At 53.4% G+C, this 18,131-nt stretch carries 13 protein-coding genes; 4 read left to right on the forward strand and 9 right to left on the reverse strand.

What is annotated here, in order from left to right; genetic code table 11:
* Positions 1-152: 152 nt before the first annotated feature.
* From ACGF7G_RS20390 to ACGF7G_RS20415, 6 genes are all read right to left on the reverse strand, one after another.
* Positions 153-1,064 carry a hypothetical protein gene (locus ACGF7G_RS20390; protein WP_387467955.1) on the reverse strand — a complete coding sequence of 304 codons (912 nt, stop codon included), beginning with the start codon at positions 1,062-1,064 and terminating at the stop codon, positions 153-155.
* A 99-nt stretch (positions 1,065-1,163) separates the two neighbouring features.
* The gene (locus tag ACGF7G_RS20395; RefSeq protein ID WP_387467957.1) at positions 1,164-3,122 is read right to left on the reverse strand and encodes an ArdC-like ssDNA-binding domain-containing protein; all 1,959 of its coding nucleotides are present in this window, start codon (positions 3,120-3,122) and stop codon (positions 1,164-1,166) included.
* Between the two features lie 70 nt (positions 3,123-3,192).
* Positions 3,193-3,666, reverse strand: coding sequence for a hypothetical protein (locus ACGF7G_RS20400; protein WP_387467959.1), 474 nt, complete (start codon positions 3,664-3,666; stop codon positions 3,193-3,195).
* Positions 3,667-3,742: 76 nt separating this feature from the next.
* The gene (locus tag ACGF7G_RS20405; protein WP_242688741.1) at positions 3,743-4,042 is read right to left on the reverse strand and encodes a hypothetical protein; all 300 of its coding nucleotides are present in this window, start codon (positions 4,040-4,042) and stop codon (positions 3,743-3,745) included.
* Positions 4,039-4,320, reverse strand: a complete 282-nt coding sequence (locus tag ACGF7G_RS20410; RefSeq protein WP_387467961.1) for a hypothetical protein — start codon at positions 4,318-4,320, stop codon at positions 4,039-4,041. Before ACGF7G_RS20410 ends, ACGF7G_RS20405 begins: the two co-directional genes overlap by 4 nt.
* Before the next feature lie 108 nt (positions 4,321-4,428).
* Entirely contained in the window at positions 4,429-4,650 is a 222-nt protein-coding gene (locus tag ACGF7G_RS20415) for a hypothetical protein (RefSeq protein WP_387467963.1), read from the reverse strand.
* 62 nt (positions 4,651-4,712) lie between these two features.
* On the opposite strand from ACGF7G_RS20415, the gene ACGF7G_RS20420 reads away from it, so the two are divergent.
* Positions 4,713-4,841, forward strand: a complete 129-nt coding sequence (locus ACGF7G_RS20420; protein WP_387467965.1) for a hypothetical protein — start codon at positions 4,713-4,715, stop codon at positions 4,839-4,841.
* 28 nt (positions 4,842-4,869) lie between these two features.
* On the opposite strand, the gene ACGF7G_RS20425 is transcribed toward ACGF7G_RS20420, so the two are convergent.
* The 3 genes from ACGF7G_RS20425 to ACGF7G_RS20435 form a co-directional block, all read right to left on the reverse strand.
* Positions 4,870-5,277: an antirestriction protein gene (locus ACGF7G_RS20425; protein WP_387467967.1), complete on the reverse strand. Its 408-nt coding sequence runs from the start codon at positions 5,275-5,277 to the stop codon at positions 4,870-4,872.
* Positions 5,278-5,364: 87 nt separating this feature from the next.
* Complete coding sequence (locus ACGF7G_RS20430) at positions 5,365-5,532, reverse strand: hypothetical protein (RefSeq protein WP_387467969.1); 168 nt, start codon at positions 5,530-5,532, stop codon at positions 5,365-5,367.
* Between the two features lie 326 nt (positions 5,533-5,858).
* The gene (locus tag ACGF7G_RS20435) at positions 5,859-6,749 is read right to left on the reverse strand and encodes an integrase domain-containing protein (RefSeq protein WP_387467976.1); all 891 of its coding nucleotides are present in this window, start codon (positions 6,747-6,749) and stop codon (positions 5,859-5,861) included.
* A gap of 416 nt (positions 6,750-7,165) precedes the next feature.
* On the opposite strand from ACGF7G_RS20435, the gene ACGF7G_RS20440 reads away from it, so the two are divergent.
* From ACGF7G_RS20440 to ACGF7G_RS20450, 3 genes are all read left to right on the forward strand, one after another.
* A complete protein-coding gene (locus ACGF7G_RS20440) occupies positions 7,166-7,384 on the forward strand; it encodes a hypothetical protein (RefSeq protein ID WP_387467971.1) in 219 nt (72 codons plus the stop codon).
* Between the two features lie 847 nt (positions 7,385-8,231).
* Entirely contained in the window at positions 8,232-9,896 is a 1,665-nt protein-coding gene (locus ACGF7G_RS20445; RefSeq protein WP_387467973.1) for a ShlB/FhaC/HecB family hemolysin secretion/activation protein, read from the forward strand.
* A gap of 49 nt (positions 9,897-9,945) precedes the next feature.
* A partial coding sequence (locus ACGF7G_RS20450) for a hemagglutinin repeat-containing protein (protein WP_387467974.1) occupies positions 9,946-18,131 on the forward strand: 8,186 nt, incomplete at its 3' end.

Here is an 18,131-nt window from a genome sequence, read left to right on the forward strand (position 1 = left end):
CCCTGATCCTTGACCAGCAACACGTCACACTGATGGGCTATCGCTTCCCGTAACACAGGTTTCAGGTCTTTCGCCTTAAAAAGTAACATCGTCGTTCTCCTGAGGAGAAACGTCCCCATTGAGGGAACATTTCCCCCAATGGGTTATTTTAGTTATGCTGCCAACCGCTGTACCGGCGTAGCCATGCTCACTGAACGGGTTTTCAGCACAAACTGCTCATGTACCCAGGTGATTGCCTCATCCACCACCTCCCGATAATCTCTGAGTGTTGGGTTGTTAACATCTTCAATGTCGATATCTGATCGAAAACTCTCTATCACACGATCATTTTTGTATACCACATCAACCCGAAACTGGACGGGTGTCATCAGTCCATCAGAGACCGCATCGATATAGTCTTCGAGATACCCTGACTCAAATTCCTCTGCCTCAATATTGTGCAAATCCTGTGGCCCCATTAATACATCGATGTAACCGATGGCGAAGGAAAAACGCCGTATTAAACGGGGTTCAACCTGTAAGTGACGCAGAAATTGACCCAACCGTTCAAAACAATACAGACACGTTTCTGTCAACTGCTTATCCAAATAGTCCATAAAACGTGTCCAGTACTGTTGTGTTTTGCTGAATTGCTCCAGCCCCATTTGCTCCTCTTCCGGCCGGTTGTCCTGCGCCGTCAGACGCAAAAACTGCTCCGCCGTTAGATTCAGCAACACGGTTGTATCCGGCCGGATAAGGATATCCACACGACCACTGCTGTCCGGATGGGTATAAGGCATCAGCATCGGATCCTGATAAACATGCGCTATCGCATCCATTCCCCGTATCCATAACGTCAGGATACGTTCACTATTTCTGCATCTGGCCCGGTTTGCCGGATCCTCAGACAAACTGTCCAAAAGATGAGTCATGACGGGCAAAAGCAACGCTTTGGTAAACTTTACATGGGTATTGACGTAGTCTCCCTGGCTCTCATGAAACAGACAGAAAATAGCATCGTCATCCAGCGCCAGCCCCATTCGTTCTGCGAATTGATGGCGGATATAAAAACGTAATAAAGACATCAGGGAAATCTCGTGATTGACGGGGTTCCCCCTGTAGGGGATATCCCCTATCGGGTTAATGTGACGCCACCCAATGGTGACTTGAATTAAAGCGGTGTGTCAGCCAGCCTTGCACATCGCTATTTCGTCTTCAGCTTCCTGACGCTGACGTTTGAACTGCCAGAAGCCTAAATGGTACATTGGCGTCACCATTTGTTGAGACATGGCATTCGTGAGTGAATCGCCCACCGTGACCACGGCCGGGACACCCAGCAACGACAGTTGGATATATGTCATCATCACCGCCACCGGGTCGATATCGACACAAAACGCCAGCATCTGTTGCTGAGGATTAAACCCCGCTTCCAGCAGGGCCTGATGCATCGCAATAATCATCCCGCCGGCACCACAAGCCGGGTCAGACACCGTGATGTATTCACGCTCCCCGGACGCCAGCATCGGTAAACCCTCAGCAAGTCGCATTTTGGCCATCATATGGCTGACCGGAAACGGCGTAAAATACTGACCAGCCTGGTCATTACCTAATTCCAGCGCCATGAAAATAGCCCCCAGAAAATCACCGACTGCATACTCCAGCCCCATGATAACTTCACTCAGCAAACGACTCAGCCGGAAGGCATCTTCACGGGAATAACGTTTCACCCGCTGCATATAATCCGCTTCAAATTCCTCATTTTGCAACAGCGCGTTATACAATGAACAGGCTGACATATGCACAAAATCACAGAACACCTGCCAGCGATTTTCATGGGGTGCAATCTGATTAAACAGTCTGATAAACGCCTGCTGATGTGGATTCGGTTCCCGGTAAGTCGCCGCCAAAGGTAGCACCACCACATTATCGTCAGGCGGATCATTATTTTCATCCTCACAGCCACAGTCAGACGCCACCGGCGGTAACAACAACCATTCAGAATGTGATGATCTGTCCGGTTCACCGGTATCAGCCAGTTCTGTCACCGGGATCTGAGCATAGTTCAGATACGATGGCTGGCTGGCGAATAACGCCAGTGCCTCGCTGGCCGGCCCCAACTCTTCCGGAAACAACCTTCCTTCTGGCTGGTTATGCCGTTCCCAGTGATATATTCGGGCTAAAGCACGGACAGCCATCAGCGGGGTGATACCCTGATTAATATGGCGCTGAACCACCTCATCATATTCCAGCATGGTGCCATTCAGCAGCAGACCATAGTGCTCACTGAGCAACACGGTCGCCATCTGCTGCCACAATGCCACCTGGGTCGGTAACTGCTGTCTGCGGTCTTGCAAATAATCCATAGCACGGCGGGCATCATTAGCCACCTGAAATAACCACCACGGATCTGAACCCAAAGCGTGTTCCCAATGTACTGTATTATCAGGATAGACCGGGTTACCCCGCACACCGGTTAATGCCGCCACAAACGCCGTGCCCAAGGCTGTCACCCCTTGTTCCCGAGCTTCATCTAACTCACTTTGGGTTGTCAGGCCAAAGCGGTTTAACCGGGACGGATGGCCAGTGGCATAAACCAGTTGATGCAACAAATCATGCCAGTATTGTGAATCTTCAACGTAGTCCCGCCGGACAGGCAGCTCAATACGGTCATGAAATGGTCGGTAAACGGGCACGATGCCCGACCGATGAACCACCGGGATCCCACTGGCCGTCATCAGTTGCTGAACAGCGGTAAAACCGGGAGCCGGACGCGGAGGTAAAGGAAAACCGGGTTGAAGTTCTGTCGGCAGTCCTTCACATTGTTCCAAATTAATGACACGTATCAGCGACATTGAAGGCCGGTAACGGACGATGGTTGTCGGTTTTTCACCGTTGACCACCCATCCGCCTAACGCTCTTAACTCATCACCGGTTAACCAGCGGTTAGATATCAACTGCCGCTGCAACATAGTTTGCCAGAGCAACAGCACATTGATACCGCTAAACGGTTGTCCGGTCAGTGCCTGCTGCGGCAAACCGTACTCACTGGCCGCTTGCCAGGGTGCCCATCCACTTTCCAGGCTGTCGGTAAGACGTCGGGTGATTAACCGGCAGATATCATCCGGTAGGTAAGAAAGGGTCATCATTTTTCCTGTCTAAAATTAAGGAAGAGACCCTTCCACAGGGAGTCGTCTCTCCCCGGGGGATAAATAATTAGCGCATGAAATAATGCGCTATTTTGGCCGGTAACGCAGCCAGCCAGTGATAAACTGCTGACAAGTCAACCGCGTAAGCGTGAAGCATCAAACACACGCCTGTCACCAGCGACGTTAATGCTATCCCGGTCAACAGCCCGCGACGACGCTGCCTGAGTTTTTTCTCCTTTAGCTGCACCTGTTGATACAGGAACAACCCCAGCGTCTGCAACTCACTGAACCGGTGAAATTCCTCACGCCGTAAGGCTTCACAGGCCTCATCGTAACGTTCAAGCTCGGTCGGATGATGACGAGCCAGAAAACAGCGGTAACCGTGATTTCGCAGTGTGTGATAGTGATTGTCGAATTGCGCCTGTAACCACTGATTAAACCGGCTACGGGTTTTTCTGAATATCTCCGGCTCAGCCAGCGCCTGCATTGACAGGGGCTGGGACGGTTCCCGACTGTGTTCTTTCGTCGTCATGGTACTCATAGGGTTAACTCCTGTTGTAAAAAAATGACTGACGGCGTTAACCCTCACGGGTTTCCCCGTCAGGGTGATCAATAAATTAGGCGTCCAATGCAATCAGCAGCCGGTCAGGTTCATGCTTAAACCGTAAGGCTTGCCACAAAGGGACGTTCATGTCGCCGTTATGCGGCAAACAGAAAAAACCAAACGTCACCTCACACGTTCCCGGCTTTGCTGCGGACCAGGCTTTGAATGCCTGATAAATCAGTTGGTGAAACCGCTCTGTTTCATATTCCGGCGCAGACGGATAACTCACCACCCGCAGCCAGACTGGCTCTTCAATCGCTACGGCTGGCATCACCGTCCGGGTAATGGCAGCCAACGTCTCATTGTCCATCATGCGGCTTCATCATAAGCAGCTGACAAACTACGCTGTCTCAACAGACGCGTGAGCATCTGTTGTGCCGAATCCACCGCTTCCATCTCATCAATAAGATACTGATCGCAATAGAATGGTTCCGGCTTCTCCTCACCGAAATACAGCAACTCGACACCCGGTTTGTAGCTGTGCATATCTCTCACCACCACCGGTCTCCCGCACGACTTGGCGTCGTCAGAGAGTTGCCATTTACCGGCATACACCGTGTGTCTTTGCACATGAGCTGCCGGTAATCTCACCGGTCTTCGCCGTAACAACCAGGACAGCGCATGGTAAAACGACAGCGAAATCCAGCGAATCACGCCCCAAAGTATTGTGACAAAGATCATTAACATCGTTCGTCTCCTTTATCCCCATAACAACCAGAAAACCAGCAACAGCACACCTAACGTCAGGATCCCCGCAACTTTGAACAGCGTTATCATGCCCAAAAGTTTAAGGAGTGCGTCACGATCTTGGTAGTCACACTCATCACGGATCAAATCGCGGATAAGTGAGCATTGTTTCGGGGTTAATGTCTCTGAAGCCGGCAGGATTGTCGGATCAGAAGGTGAATGAAAAGCAGGCATTAACAGCTCCTGTTACCGGAAACCCGCCCTTAACCGGGACAAGCCCCGGGAAGTGAAAAAAGATGTCCGTCAAGAACATCATGCAAAGTGAATCAATCCGTCAGGTCAATCCTTATCAGGACGCCTTTAAGATACGGGAACTGGCCCTGTTATCGCCAACCCGGGAAACACGCCTCACTTGGGTTAAATAAAAATTCAGTTCGAATAAGCAGATAATATTTAATCAATAGCCGCGAGTATTTTTTCAGCTTCTGAATGCCCACGAGCATAACCATACAAAGCATGAAAGGCTTTAATATCGTCGTCCTGCTCACTGAAATCGGCCAGTTCATACAGAGAGAACAGCGTCACCGTGATGCCAAAAGCCTCCGCTGACATGATCCCCTCAAAACCATTATCCTCAACAAACACACGGTATTGTTGTTGAAACGTCGGAACGGCATAAAAAATGCCATTTGACAAAACACGGCCCTCCCAGAAATCGCCCTGATACCCGGGACATAACCGAATGGCCCGGCGAAAAAACATTTTCTTTAACAACGCCTCAAGCCAGCTTTGTGCCGAAAACAGTTCTTCAAACCGGACAGATTTCACCGATATTTCCGTTGATAACGATAAAGTTTGCATAATATTTCCTCGAATGAAAAAAACGAGGAACACTCTCCCTGTATCAGGGAAAAGTCTTCCCCGTCAGGGTGGTAGTCAGAATGGGTATCACGGTATTAACCGCTTATCCGGCAGGTAGAAAATCTCATGACGCCAGTCACCACAGCAATCATCATCACTGCTGTCAACAGGGTCAAACAGGTTTCCTATACATGGTTCGCTTGTACGGGCAGACTCGTGAGTTTCAAAGCCGCGTTTTATATTTCCTATTAGCAATCCTCCTGATTACTGCGGAAGATTGTCACCCATCGGGAAACTAAACGCCTCCACTGGGTCAGTAAAATTGCACCTTCATCACTGATGAGTGATACCCGTTTTCAAAGGATAAACGGGTGTACCGCCCAAAGGCACCACTTTGCAGGCTACAGTGGCATTACAGGTCACTCGAAAGCGTCAGTCTCAGACCCCCTGACATTAAGAGCAGTCACCCGAAAGCGTTCCTCTCAAACTGCAAGAACATTGACAGTTGTTCAAAAACAACAAATAAGCCAATCTATGCTAAACAGAATACTTTTCTTATTCAAGCTAAATCCAAAAACAGATTAATCATGGCCACCCTGTCTATTATACACACGGGCAACATAATGCCCGCGTCCATCCCCATGCCCTAAATCCATTGACACCATCGCTGCCGCTTCTTTTCGACTGAACCCTTTCGACAAATGATAATTTATGGCCTCAACAGCATAAGCATAACGCAAACTGTGTGGTGAAGACTTTCCGGTTAACCCCGCTTCCCTGACGATATTCCGGTAACGATCAATAGCCGAATGTAAATTCGGCTTATCAATCAAACGCCCCTGATTTTTATTGGCATACTTTATTGCCGTCCTGACTGCCTGGATCACTTTATCCCGATCAACCACCGTCGTATCACGGGGACGTCCTCCTTTTGTACCAAACACCACCCTCACGCTTTCATCTCCACGCAATAAGGCTTTTTCCCACGTTCTTAATGACTTTGCCGCCTGAACCGCTTCTTCCGTTCGCAGTCCCAGATAACGAGAAAGCTGCATAGCCGCAGCCACCCCTTCATCTTTCCCCCGGACCAAAACAAGCGTCGTGTGATAACGCTCATCCGAAATCGCCATCTTAGTCCCCGCCCGGCTGGTGCCAGATAATCCGAGCGCATGATTACTTAACCGTTCGTGATGAGGGTTAGCTAATTGAGATCTTCCCGCCATAGCGAATATCGCCCGAACAGCCGCCATCTCATTTTGTAACGTTCGCTTTGAAATATTCTCTGACTGTCGGCTATCGATATATTTTTCAATATGATTCATTTTCATATTCTTAATATCACGGATTTGAATATTTAATATCACCATACTTTCCGCCAGACGTTTGGCTATTTTCATTCTGTCTGAAACGGTTTTAAAACTGCCGCCAGCCTGACGGGCCAATGTCACTAACTGTTTACTCAACTTTGACATGCAAACGATTTCCTTTTTAACCCACACGACACCACCGCCTGCAACCTGACGAATGCAAGCAATACAAAACGGTATTCTGAATGTCATCTCTCAACCCCAACGGCACGGTTTGATTTGCACTTCCTGCGGCTCGACTGATATCTGTGCATCGGGGTGGCGAAATGTTGAGTTCTTACGAGGCACCCCAGCTCTCCGAGCTATTCGCGGTTTACACCGTCCTGACTGTTGTCAGACTACCTCCAACGCCAGTTTTCACTGACGTCGCCATCGATATCGAGTCGATTGTTCTCCTTCTTCTGAATATAAAACGTCAACATGATTGTTTTTCACGCAAGACGTTAAGGTAAATAGCGATCTTAAAACCCGCCGACCGGGGTACTACGTATTGGTCAGAAGGTAGAAGATACGGGGAAAGCTTGTATTACGGGGTTTGGCAGGTTGGACGCGGGCAGCGTCACTTGGTTTTCGTTATCACGCCAACAAGTGACGCTGCCCGTTTCTTCTGGACCCAATGCGTTGTCCGCAAAATAGCCAATAACGTGCCACATCTGGCAACAGTCATCCAGACTGCTGAACGAAACCACCCAGGCAAGCCAATCGTAGAAAGCAAAATCAACCCGCAGGTTGTTGTCTGATGATACTGACAAGTCAGAAAAGTGTCTGTGAAATTGCACCTTCATCACTGTTGCTAGTGATACCCGTTTTCAAAGGATAAACGGATTTACCGTCCGAAGACGCCACCTCTCAGGCTACAATGGCATTGAAATCAGTCACCCGAAGGCGTTCCTCTCAGACTGCGGGAACATTAACGATCGCTTACGCGACAACGAATACTGCCTTAAATTAATCAAGGTCCATCTCAACGTCAAGAAAGCTTTTCATACTGTATAGAATCATCATTTATGCTCTTCAAAAAGTGAACACAATGACAGGTTGAACAGGTGACAAAAAGCCAGACCGGCATAGATAAATCCGCACCCGGGATCATTGTCTCCTTAGAGATTCATGATTTTTTCCAATCTGTGAATGAATTACGCACACCTGCTGCCTGATGGTTATCTCCCAATCCGCAATAACACAGTGCCTGTTCTGCCAACTGAGCTAAAAGTCATCGCATAACCTAATCATAAAAGGTAATACCCAATCACTAATCAACGATAAATGTCACATTTCAATGTAGTTTCATTCTGAAATTAAAATAAAAAATGTGATATAAGTCACATAATTAAAACAAAAAATGAAATTATTTTGAAATTATTAGTGTTGGTTATTAAATGATTAATATTAATCTGTTTTTTATACAATTCGCAACACAATGATAACATTGGTCTGTTTTTTGCCCTATGCTATAACACCTTGTTTTTGCTGCTATCTTAACCACCCAGCCTATTTTAGTTGCTGGGTTGATTATCAACCGCAAACATTGATCGCTAAGTAAAATTCAAGGTTAATACTGCTTCGAAATTGCGGGATAGAAAGACAATGAAAAGCAGTATTTTAGTGTTTGCGGTTCTTTGTAGCGTGATGCTAGGCAGTCAGGCCGCAGACATGGCAGATCAACAACTGATCCATCAACAGGCACGTCAGCAAGCGCTGGAGGCTCAATTGGCACCACCCCCTGCGGAGGTTCGCCTGTCTGTGCCCGAAAAAGCGGTGTCCTCCACATTCCCAGTGGAAACCCCCTGCTTTCCCATCACCCGCGTCATCCTGGCAGGCACCGAAAATTTCCCGCATTGGCTGCCGTTCAGGCGTGTCGCTCAACAGGGCGAAAACCATTGCCTCGGTGATAAAGGCATTCGCTGGCTGATGACCCAATTGCAAGATCAGCTCATCAATCATGGCTATGTCACCAGCCGGGTGCTGGCTCCTCGTCAGGATCTGCATAGCCAAACCTTAAAACTGGTGATGATACCGGGCAGAATCCGGCATATCCGTTATACCCCGGACAGCGGGAAATATATCCAGCGGATAACGCCCTTTCCCGCCCGTGAAGGCAACCTGCTGGATTTACGGGCTATTGAGCAGGGATTGGAGAACTTGCAACGTTTCCCGACCGTGCAGGCGGAGATGAACATTGTCCCGGCTGAACAGCCGGGTGAGAGCGATATTGTGCTGGACTGGCGTCAGTCACGGCACTGGCGAGTCGCCACGTATCTGGATGATACCGGTTCCAAAAGCACCGGGCGTTATCAAGGCGGATTCACCTTTTTTCTGGATAATCCGCTGGCGTTAAGCGACCTGTTCTACCTCTCCGGTGGGCGCGATATTCATGCGTCCGCCGGGAAAGGCAGCCAAAACGACACGCTCTATTACTCCCTGCCCTTCGGCTACTGGCTGGCAAGTGTGACGGCCAGTCATTACGATTATACCCAGACGATAGCCGGGCTGAATCAGGCGATTCAATATCGAGGCAAAAGCCAAAATCTGGCGGTCCAGCTCAGCCGGGTCCTGCACCGTAACGCAAACCAGAAAACCGGACTCAACGGTGAAATTTATCGTCGGACGTCCCGCAATTTTATTGATAACACAGAAATCGACGTTCAGCGCCGGGAAACGGCGGGCTGGAAATTGGGCCTTTCTCACCAGCATGACATGGGCAATGCAACGTTAGACGCACGGGTCACTTACCAACACGGTATGCGCTGGTTCGGTGCCCAACCTGCGCCGGAAGAGTACCGCCATGAAGGGACCGCCCTGTCTAAAATCGTGCAGTTTTCCGCCACGCTTTCCGGGCCGTTCACCCTGTTTTCTCAGCCCTTTTCTTATCAGACCCAGTATTTGCGCCAGATAAGCGCCAGTCCGCTGACGCCCCAAGATCGATTCTCGTTGGGGGGTCGCTGGACCGTGCGCGGCTTCGATGGCGAGCTGACTTTATCCGCAGATCGGGGCTGGTACAGCCGGAACGAACTGGACTGGCAAACCCCGCAGAAAGGGCAGTCGCTGTATCTGGCAATGGATTATGGCGAAGTGGGCGGCCGGGGCAGTGAAGCCTTACTCGGTAAACACCTGGCGGGGAGTGCCCTGGGCTGGCGAGGCAGCCTGAAAGGGGTGAGCTACGACCTGTTTATTGGTGTTCCGCTGTCCAAACCCGCCGGTTTCCAAACCTCCCCCGTCTCTGCCGGATTCAACCTGTATTGGCAGTATTAATTCAAATAACCAGGCTGCCAGCGTGTAGCGTGTGAGTGGAGCAAACGTCATGAACAAGCAGTTGTATCGTCTTATCTTTAATCAGGCCCGCCAGATGTGGATGGTGGTGGCCGAGATAGCGCGTGCCGGACGAGGACGAACCGGGTGCCGCACTCGTCGCCCATCGCTACCGGCGTGTCGTTGCCGACTCACCGCGTTACGATTCAGTCTGTTGTTAGCCCTTGGCGGCATTTCGCTCACCGCGCAGGCGAACATCGTGGCGGATGGGCAGGCACCGGGCCATCAGCAACCGACGATTATCCACAGCGCCAACGGCACGCCGCAGGTCAATATCCAAACACCGGGTGCCGACGGGGTTTCGCACAATACCTACCGCCAGTTTGATGTGGATAAATCAGGCGTTATCCTCAATAACAGCGCTAACCCCACTCAGACGCAACTCGGTGGGATGGTGGCCGGTAACCCCTGGCTCGCCAAAGGGGAAGCGAAAATTATCCTCAATGAGGTCAACAGCCGCGACCCCAGTCACCTCAATGGCTGGGTTGAAGTGGCTGGCCGCAAAGCGGAGGTGATTATCGCTAACCCCGCCGGGATCACCTGCAACGGCTGCGGGTTTATCAACGCGCATCGTACCACGCTGACCACCGGCGAGGCGCTGATGGAACAGGGCCGGTTGAAAGGCTTTGATGTCAATCAGGGGGAAGTGCGGATTGACGGGCACGGCATGGACAGCACACAGCAAAGTTACACCGATATTATTGCGCGCTCCGTGGCGATTAACGCCAGATTACATGCGCAAGACCTGAACGTGACCACCGGACGCAATCGGGTGGATGCTGCGCACCGGCAAATTGAAAAAAAATCGGCTGATAATAAGCCCCCGGCGTTTGCGTTGGATGTGGCGGCACTGGGCGGCATGTATGCCCATAAAATTAGGTTGATAGGCACCGAAGCGGGTGTGGGGGTGCGTAACGCCGGTAACCTCGGTGTTCCGGCAGGCGAGGTGCATATCACCGCCGAGGGCAGGATTGAAAATCGGGGCACCATCAGCAGCCGGGATGCGCTGCAATTAACCGGGACCGCCGGGATAGACAATCAGGGCAAACTCCTGTCGCAATCGACAGTGACCTTGCAATCCGGCGGACAACTGGACAATAGCGGCCGGATTGAGGCGCGGGGCAATATCACTGCCAGAGCAGGAACAATACACAGTGGTCACCGCAGTGTGTGGGCGGCCGGGCTGGATGATAAAGGCCGTACCACTTTACCCGGCTCATTAACCCTGACCGCGCAGCAGGTTCAGGCGAAGGGGAAAAATCTGGCCACTGATACGCTGGCTATCCACAGTCAGCAGATTGACCTGAGCCACAGCCAGACCGCAGCCGGACAGATTCAACTTACCGCTGGTCAAGCGGGCGTCAGTACCGCTCACGCCACCGTCAACGCCAGCCGTTTTATTGCGAAAACACCGGGCCAGTTTAACAACGACGGCGGCCAGTTAGTGGCGCGGGAAATCCACTTCACGACGCCTGACATCTCTAACAAACGGGGAAAAATTAACCAGACCGGTCCCGGTGAACTGACGCTTAACACGCGCAGCCTGAATAACGGTGGCGGTACCCTGTTCAACCAAGGCAAACAGCTCACGATAACCACTGACACACTTAACAACCAGCAGGGCAACATCGCCAGTCAGGGCGAGGACCTGCATCTCACCGCACATCAGGTGGATAATACTCAAGGCACGGTGCAACTGGCGGGCAACGGGAAACTGTCGCTCAACACCCAACGGTGGCTGGGCAATCAGGGCAAACTGCTGACCAATGGCACCCTGACGATACAGGCCGGTGAACTGCAACTCAACCACGCTGAGACTCAGGCCGGGCAGATGACCGTCAATGCGGACACCCTGAGCCATCAGGGCAGCGTCATGCAACAATCGGGCACCGATAACCTGTCCCTCACGGTCAACACGTTGAATAATCAAAGCGGTAAGATTGCCAGCAACGGCAATCTACACCTGAATGCCACGGCGATAAATAATCGTCAGGGTCAACTTGTCGCGACTAAAAATGGTTCGTTGACACTGGCGGTTAACGATGCACTGGACAATCAGTCGGGCCGGCTGGAAGCCGGCAATGCGCTTGAGCTCAGCGCCAGCCAACTGGATAATCGTCAGGGTAGCATCGTTGCCACCGGGGACAGCACCCTCCTCACCGTTGGCAAAGCCATTCAGAATGCCAACGGTCATCTTGAAGCCAAAACCCGACTGACCACAACCAGCCAGACTCTGGATAACACGCAGGGCGTGTTACTGGCGCAAAACATTAACAGCCAGACCACAGGCCATCCCTTCACCAATACCGAGGGGCAGGTGATAGCCGGGGACACCCTAACCTTACACAGTGGTGAGCTGAAGAACACCGCCGGGCTGTTACAGTCTGGTGGCGACATGACCGTAGATACTCACGGTCACTGGCTCACCAATGCCGCCACGACAGACCAAAAAGGCGGTCAGTTATTGAGCGGCAGACACTTAACTTTGCACACCGGTGACATCAATAACACTGGCGGGATAATCACGGCGGACGGCAAAACCACCCTGACCAGCACCGCGCTCACCAATACGCAGGGACAGATAGCGGGCAATGGCGGACTGGATATTCACAGCCGGCAACTCACCAACCGCGAAGGCACCTTACAATCCGCAGACGCCCTGACGCTGGATACTGACGGGCAGCTACTGGATAACCAGCAGGGGCGTATTCTGAGTGAGGGCACCACCACGGTCACCAGTGGCCAACTGGATAATCGTCAGGGCCACCTTCAAGGCGGACAGTTGGCTATCGACACCCGACAGGCGCAGACCGATAACCGGGACGGCAAATTGTTGTCGGCAGGGAGGCTCAACCTGAAAACCCAACGGCTCGACAATCGTCACGGTCAGGTACAAGCGGTGGGCGATACCACGCTTAACGTGCAGGAAAAAACCGACAACACTGGCGGCCTGATTCGAGGGGGTCAGCAACTCACCCTGAACACTGCTCACCTGATTAACCGCGAGACAGCGCACACAGATAACGGCGTGGAAGCCCAAAATCTGACGATAAACGCCCAACAGGCAGATAATACCGGCGGGGCTTTACGGGCGGCTCACCACCTGCAAGCGAACATCAGCCAGACGTTGAATAACACCCAGGGGCTGGTCTCTGCGGGCAAACAGCTCACGGTCAACAGTGAGGCTCAGCAACCGCATCTGGTGATCCTCAATCGACAGGGCACCCTGATTGCCGGGAAACAGGCTGACATTAGCGCCAGGGCCCTGAGTGGTGACGGTCAACTGTTATCACAGGGCGATATGGCGGTCACCTTAACCGAAGATTTTCACCAGACCGGCAACACCGCGGCCAATGGCAATCTGACCCTGAAAACGACCGGCCATATTCGCAATGACCGTCAGATAAAAGCCGGTCAGGCGCTGCATCTTGACGCACAACATCTCACCAATAACGCGTCAGGCGAAATCAGCGCTAAACAAACGCAAATCAACGTCCACGACACAGTAAACAACACCGGGCTGATAGATGGCGACCTGACCCACCTGACAGCCAACACCCTGAATAATACCGGCACCGGGCGTATTTACGGGGACCAGCTCGCCCTCCAGACGGGCACCCTGAATAACACCGCCCAGGATGGCAAAGCCGCCGTGATTGCGGCGCGTGACCGGCTAAATATCGGCACCGGAACGCTCAACAACCAGCATCATGCCCAGATTTACAGCGTGGGCGACATGCATATCGGCGGCCAGTTGGATAACACCCTGGCGGCCAACGGTCAGGCGCATAAACTCAATAACCACGCGGCGACGATTGAAGCCGGGAACAACCTGAAGATCCAGGCTGACCAGATCCGCAACACCAACGCCGGTCTGGTCACCCAGGTCGTCGAAACAGAGAAAGCGCCGCATCACGATGCAGTACTGAGCGGCCAGACTGCGCGTTACGACTGGTCGCAGGTCGATACGTCGCACCGCAACAAATACGGCGTGCACGATGCCATCATGCCGGATGGCAGCCGCAGTAATGACTTTTACGAATATCAGTACACCCGCACCGTCAGGGAGACTCAGGTCAAACACAGTGACCCCGGTAAAATTCTGGCTGGCGGCAATATCACGCTCAACAGTGCGCAGGTCACCAATCACGACAGCCAGATAGTCGCCGGCGGGGCGCTGGCGGGCAATATTGGCGAATTGCACAATATCGCCACGCAGGGCGAACGTATCACCACTGATACCGGCAGCCGGATCCGCTGGTACGCCAAAAAGACCAAACGCTGGCACCGATTCGGCGGCACCAAAACCTCGCAGGGGAAAGATACGCGCGATTATAAACGGGGCCCGGTGACAGAAACGATTGACCTGAACACGCTGGCCTGGCAGGACCATACCCGGCCAGAGGCTGCCGGTATCCCAATAGCGGATCGCCAGACCGGGCAAGTGCAACAGGCCCCCACCGCCGTGAAACCGGTTGCCGGGATAAACAACGCGCCCTTAGTGCTGCCACCCGGCCAGCCGTTTGAACTGACGTTGCCCCCGGAAACTGTCAAAGGACAAACGGTTGACCCGGTCATCCGCGTTATCACGCCCGATACCCGATTACCGGATAACAGCCTGTACACCGTGCAACCGGGCAGTGACAGCCACTATTTGGTGGAGACCGACCCGAAATTTACCCAGTATAAACCCTGGCTGGGTTCGGACTACATGCAGCAGCAACTCACCCATGACCCGGCGTTAGTGCACAAACGGTTAGGCGACGGATTCTATGAACAGCGGTTGGTACGGGACCAAATCACCCAACTGACCGGCCAGCGTTATCTGTCCGGTTACCACAATGATGAAGCGCAGTTTAAAGCGCTGATGGATGCCGGAGTGGCTTTCGGTAAAGCCCAACAACTCACCCCCGGCGTTGCCCTCAGTCCAGCCCAAATGGCGCTGCTGACCTCGGATATTATCTGGCTGACTAACCAGACAGTGACCCTGCCGGATGGCACGACCGAGGTGGTGACTGTGCCGCAGGTTTACGCGCGTGTCCGTCAGGGCGACCTGAGCAGTGACGGCGCTTTGCTGGCCGGCAATACTGTGGCCCTTAACAGTCAGGGCGATATCACTAACAGCGGCACGATAAGCGGGCGTGACGTCACCCAACTGACCGCCAACAATCTGACCAACAGCGGCTTTATTCGCGGCGGCAAAGTGGATTTGACGGCCCAGCAGACTATTACCAACCGGGGCGGCCAGATTCAGGGGGATGACCGGGTGAGCTTGCGAGGCCGCGATATCACCAGTGCCTCAACCGTGCGCGGGGATGAGGCGAACCGTTGGCTGGACCGCCCTGCGGGCATCTATGTGCAGAACGATAACGGCACCTTATCGCTGAGCGCCATCAACAATGTGCAATTAACCGCCAGTGAGGTGAAGAACGCCGGGAAAGACGGTCACACCGGGATAACGGCCGGGCATGACCTGACGCTGGAGACCGTAAACACGCAACACACAGAAAGCGGCGACTGGGGCGGTGGTAACACGCGCCATCTGACCCAACAGACCGATATCGGCAGCCAGATAACCAGCGCCGGTGACCTGACATTGCAAGCCGGGCATGACCTGACGGCCACCGCAGCTCAGATTAATGCCGGTCAGCAACTGACGGCGCAGGCCGGAAATAACCTGACGCTGACCACCGGTACCGCTTCATCCGACTTAGTGGAGCACAGCAAACAAGCCAGTCAAGGCTGGCTGTCGAAGTCGTCAGTGGAAACCCACGACGAAGTGCATGACCGGCAGGCCCTGAGCACCACATTCAGTGGCGATAAAGTGACTCTCCAGGCCGGTAAAGACCTGCATATCCGTGGAAGTCATGTGGCGGGCACGCAGGATGTCAGCCTGAGCGCTGGTCATCAGCTCACCGTCACCACCGCAGCCGAAGCGCACGATGAAACCCATTTACGGCAGGAGAAACAATCGGGCCTGATGGGCACCGGGGGTATCGGCTTCACATTAGGCAAGGCCAGCCAAAAAACCACTACGGACAGTGACAGCCAGCTGACCAAAGGCAGTACCGTGGGCAGCAGTCAGGGCAATGTGACCCTCACCGCAGGTGAACAGCTCCGGGTTCACGGCAGTGACGTAGTGGCAGGTAAAAACATGACCCTCAGCGGTCAGCGCGTCAGTATCACCAGTGCGGAAAATAATCACACGGTCTTGACAAAAACCGAGCAAAAACAGAGCGGCTTAACCGTGGCGCTGAGTGGCACGGCGGGAGGTGCCGTCAACAGCGCGGTGCAAACGGCCCGTGAAGCGCAGCAGACCGAAGACCCGCGCCTCAACGCGTTACAGCACACCAAAGCCGCCTTGAGTGGGGTACAGGCCGTGCAGGCGGGCCGACTGGCGGAGGCTCAGGGCAGTGATGACACAGGCAATAACAACCTGGCCGGGGTTAACCTGTCCTACGGGCGTCAATCTTCCCGTTCAGAACAGCAGCAGCATCAGACCACCCAACAGGGTAGCCATCTCACCGCCGGGGATAACCTCACGATAACCGCTAACGGGGAGAGCAAAGGCCCCACAGGCCCGAACGGGGATATCCACATTCAGGGCAGCCAGTTACAGGCGGGTAAAGACCTGCAACTGAATGCTAACCGGGATATTCAGCTCTCCTCCAGTCAGAACAGTGAGCAGACCACTGGCAAAAACAGCCGCCACGGCAGCTCGCTGGGCGTGGGCCTGACTGCGGGACCGGGGGGCACCAGCCTGAATGTCTCAGCCAATGTCAGTCGGGGCAAAGGGCGTGAAAGCGGCAACAGTATTAGCCACAACTCAACGACACTGGCGGCGGGAAACACGGTGACCCTCAACAGTGGCCGGGACACCTCGCTAAAAGGCGCTCAGGTCAGCGGCGAGCAGATAACCGCCGAGGTGAAACGTCATCTGACGCTCAGTAGCGAACAAGACAGCAACCGCTATGACAGTCAGCAGCAGAACGCCAGTGCCGGAGCCAGTGCCACCGTGGGTCCGCAACCGGGCGGGACTCTCAGCCTCAGCGCCAGCCGCGACAAACTCCACAGCAATTTTGACAGCGTACAGGAACAAACCGGGCTGTATGCGGGGAAAGGGGGCTATCAGGTGAACGTGGGGGACCATACTCAGCTTGACGGCGCGGTGATTGCCAGCACGGCCGACAAAACCCACAACACCCTTGACACGGGCACGTTGGGCTTTAAGGACATTCAAAACAAAGCGAACTTCCGTACTGAACACCAGAGTGCCGGTATCAGCACCGGGGGGCCCGTTGGCAGTCAATTACTGAGCAATCTGGCCGCCAATACTCTGGTGGGCGCGAGCAGCGCCGGCCATGATGAAAGTACCACGCACGCTGCCGTCAGTGAGGGTGCGGTGATTATCCGGGATAAGGACCACCAGACGCAGGATATTGCCACTCTGAGCGGCGATACCGATAACGCCGCTAATGTCCTCAGTCCGATATTTGACAGGGAAAAAGAACAGCAGCGTTTGCAACAGGCGCAACTGATTGGCGAAATTGGTGCGCAGGCGCGGGATATTGCCGGTACGGAAGGGGCGATAATCGCCACGAAGGCAGCGAAGGAGAAAATCGCCAATATTCGTGAATCAGACAGAGTGGCGGCAAAAGAAAAGCTGGCGAAAACGGGCAACCGCCACCCGACCGAGGATGACATCAAAAAGCAACTCTACGACGCCGCTTACACACAAGCGCTGAATGACTCCGGCTTCGGGACAGGAGGCAAATACCAGAAAGCGTTACAGGCGACAACGGCGGCCCTTCAGGGACTGGCGGGGGGTGACCTGAAACAGGCGCTGGCAGGCGGGGCTTCACCTTATCTGGCCGGGGTGATTAAGGAGATGACCACCGACCCGCAAACCGGTAAAGTGGATATCGCCACCAATACGCTGGCCCATGCGATTTTGGGGGCCGTTGCCGCCGAAGCCAGTGGTGGCAGTGCCCTGGCAGGTGCGGCAGGTGCCGCTTCCGGTGAGCTGGCAGCGCAGGTACTGATGAAGCAACTTTATGGCGACGGTGCCAAAGTCAGTGAGTTAACGGAGGAGCAGAAGCAAACTATCAGCACCCTTTCTACCCTGGCGGCAGGGCTGGCAGGTGGGATTGCCGGTGATTCCAGTGCAAGTGCCCTCAC

The sequence above is a fragment of the Photorhabdus sp. RM323S genome (assembly GCF_042879375.1).
Lineage (GTDB): Bacteria > Pseudomonadota > Gammaproteobacteria > Enterobacterales > Enterobacteriaceae > Photorhabdus > Photorhabdus tasmaniensis.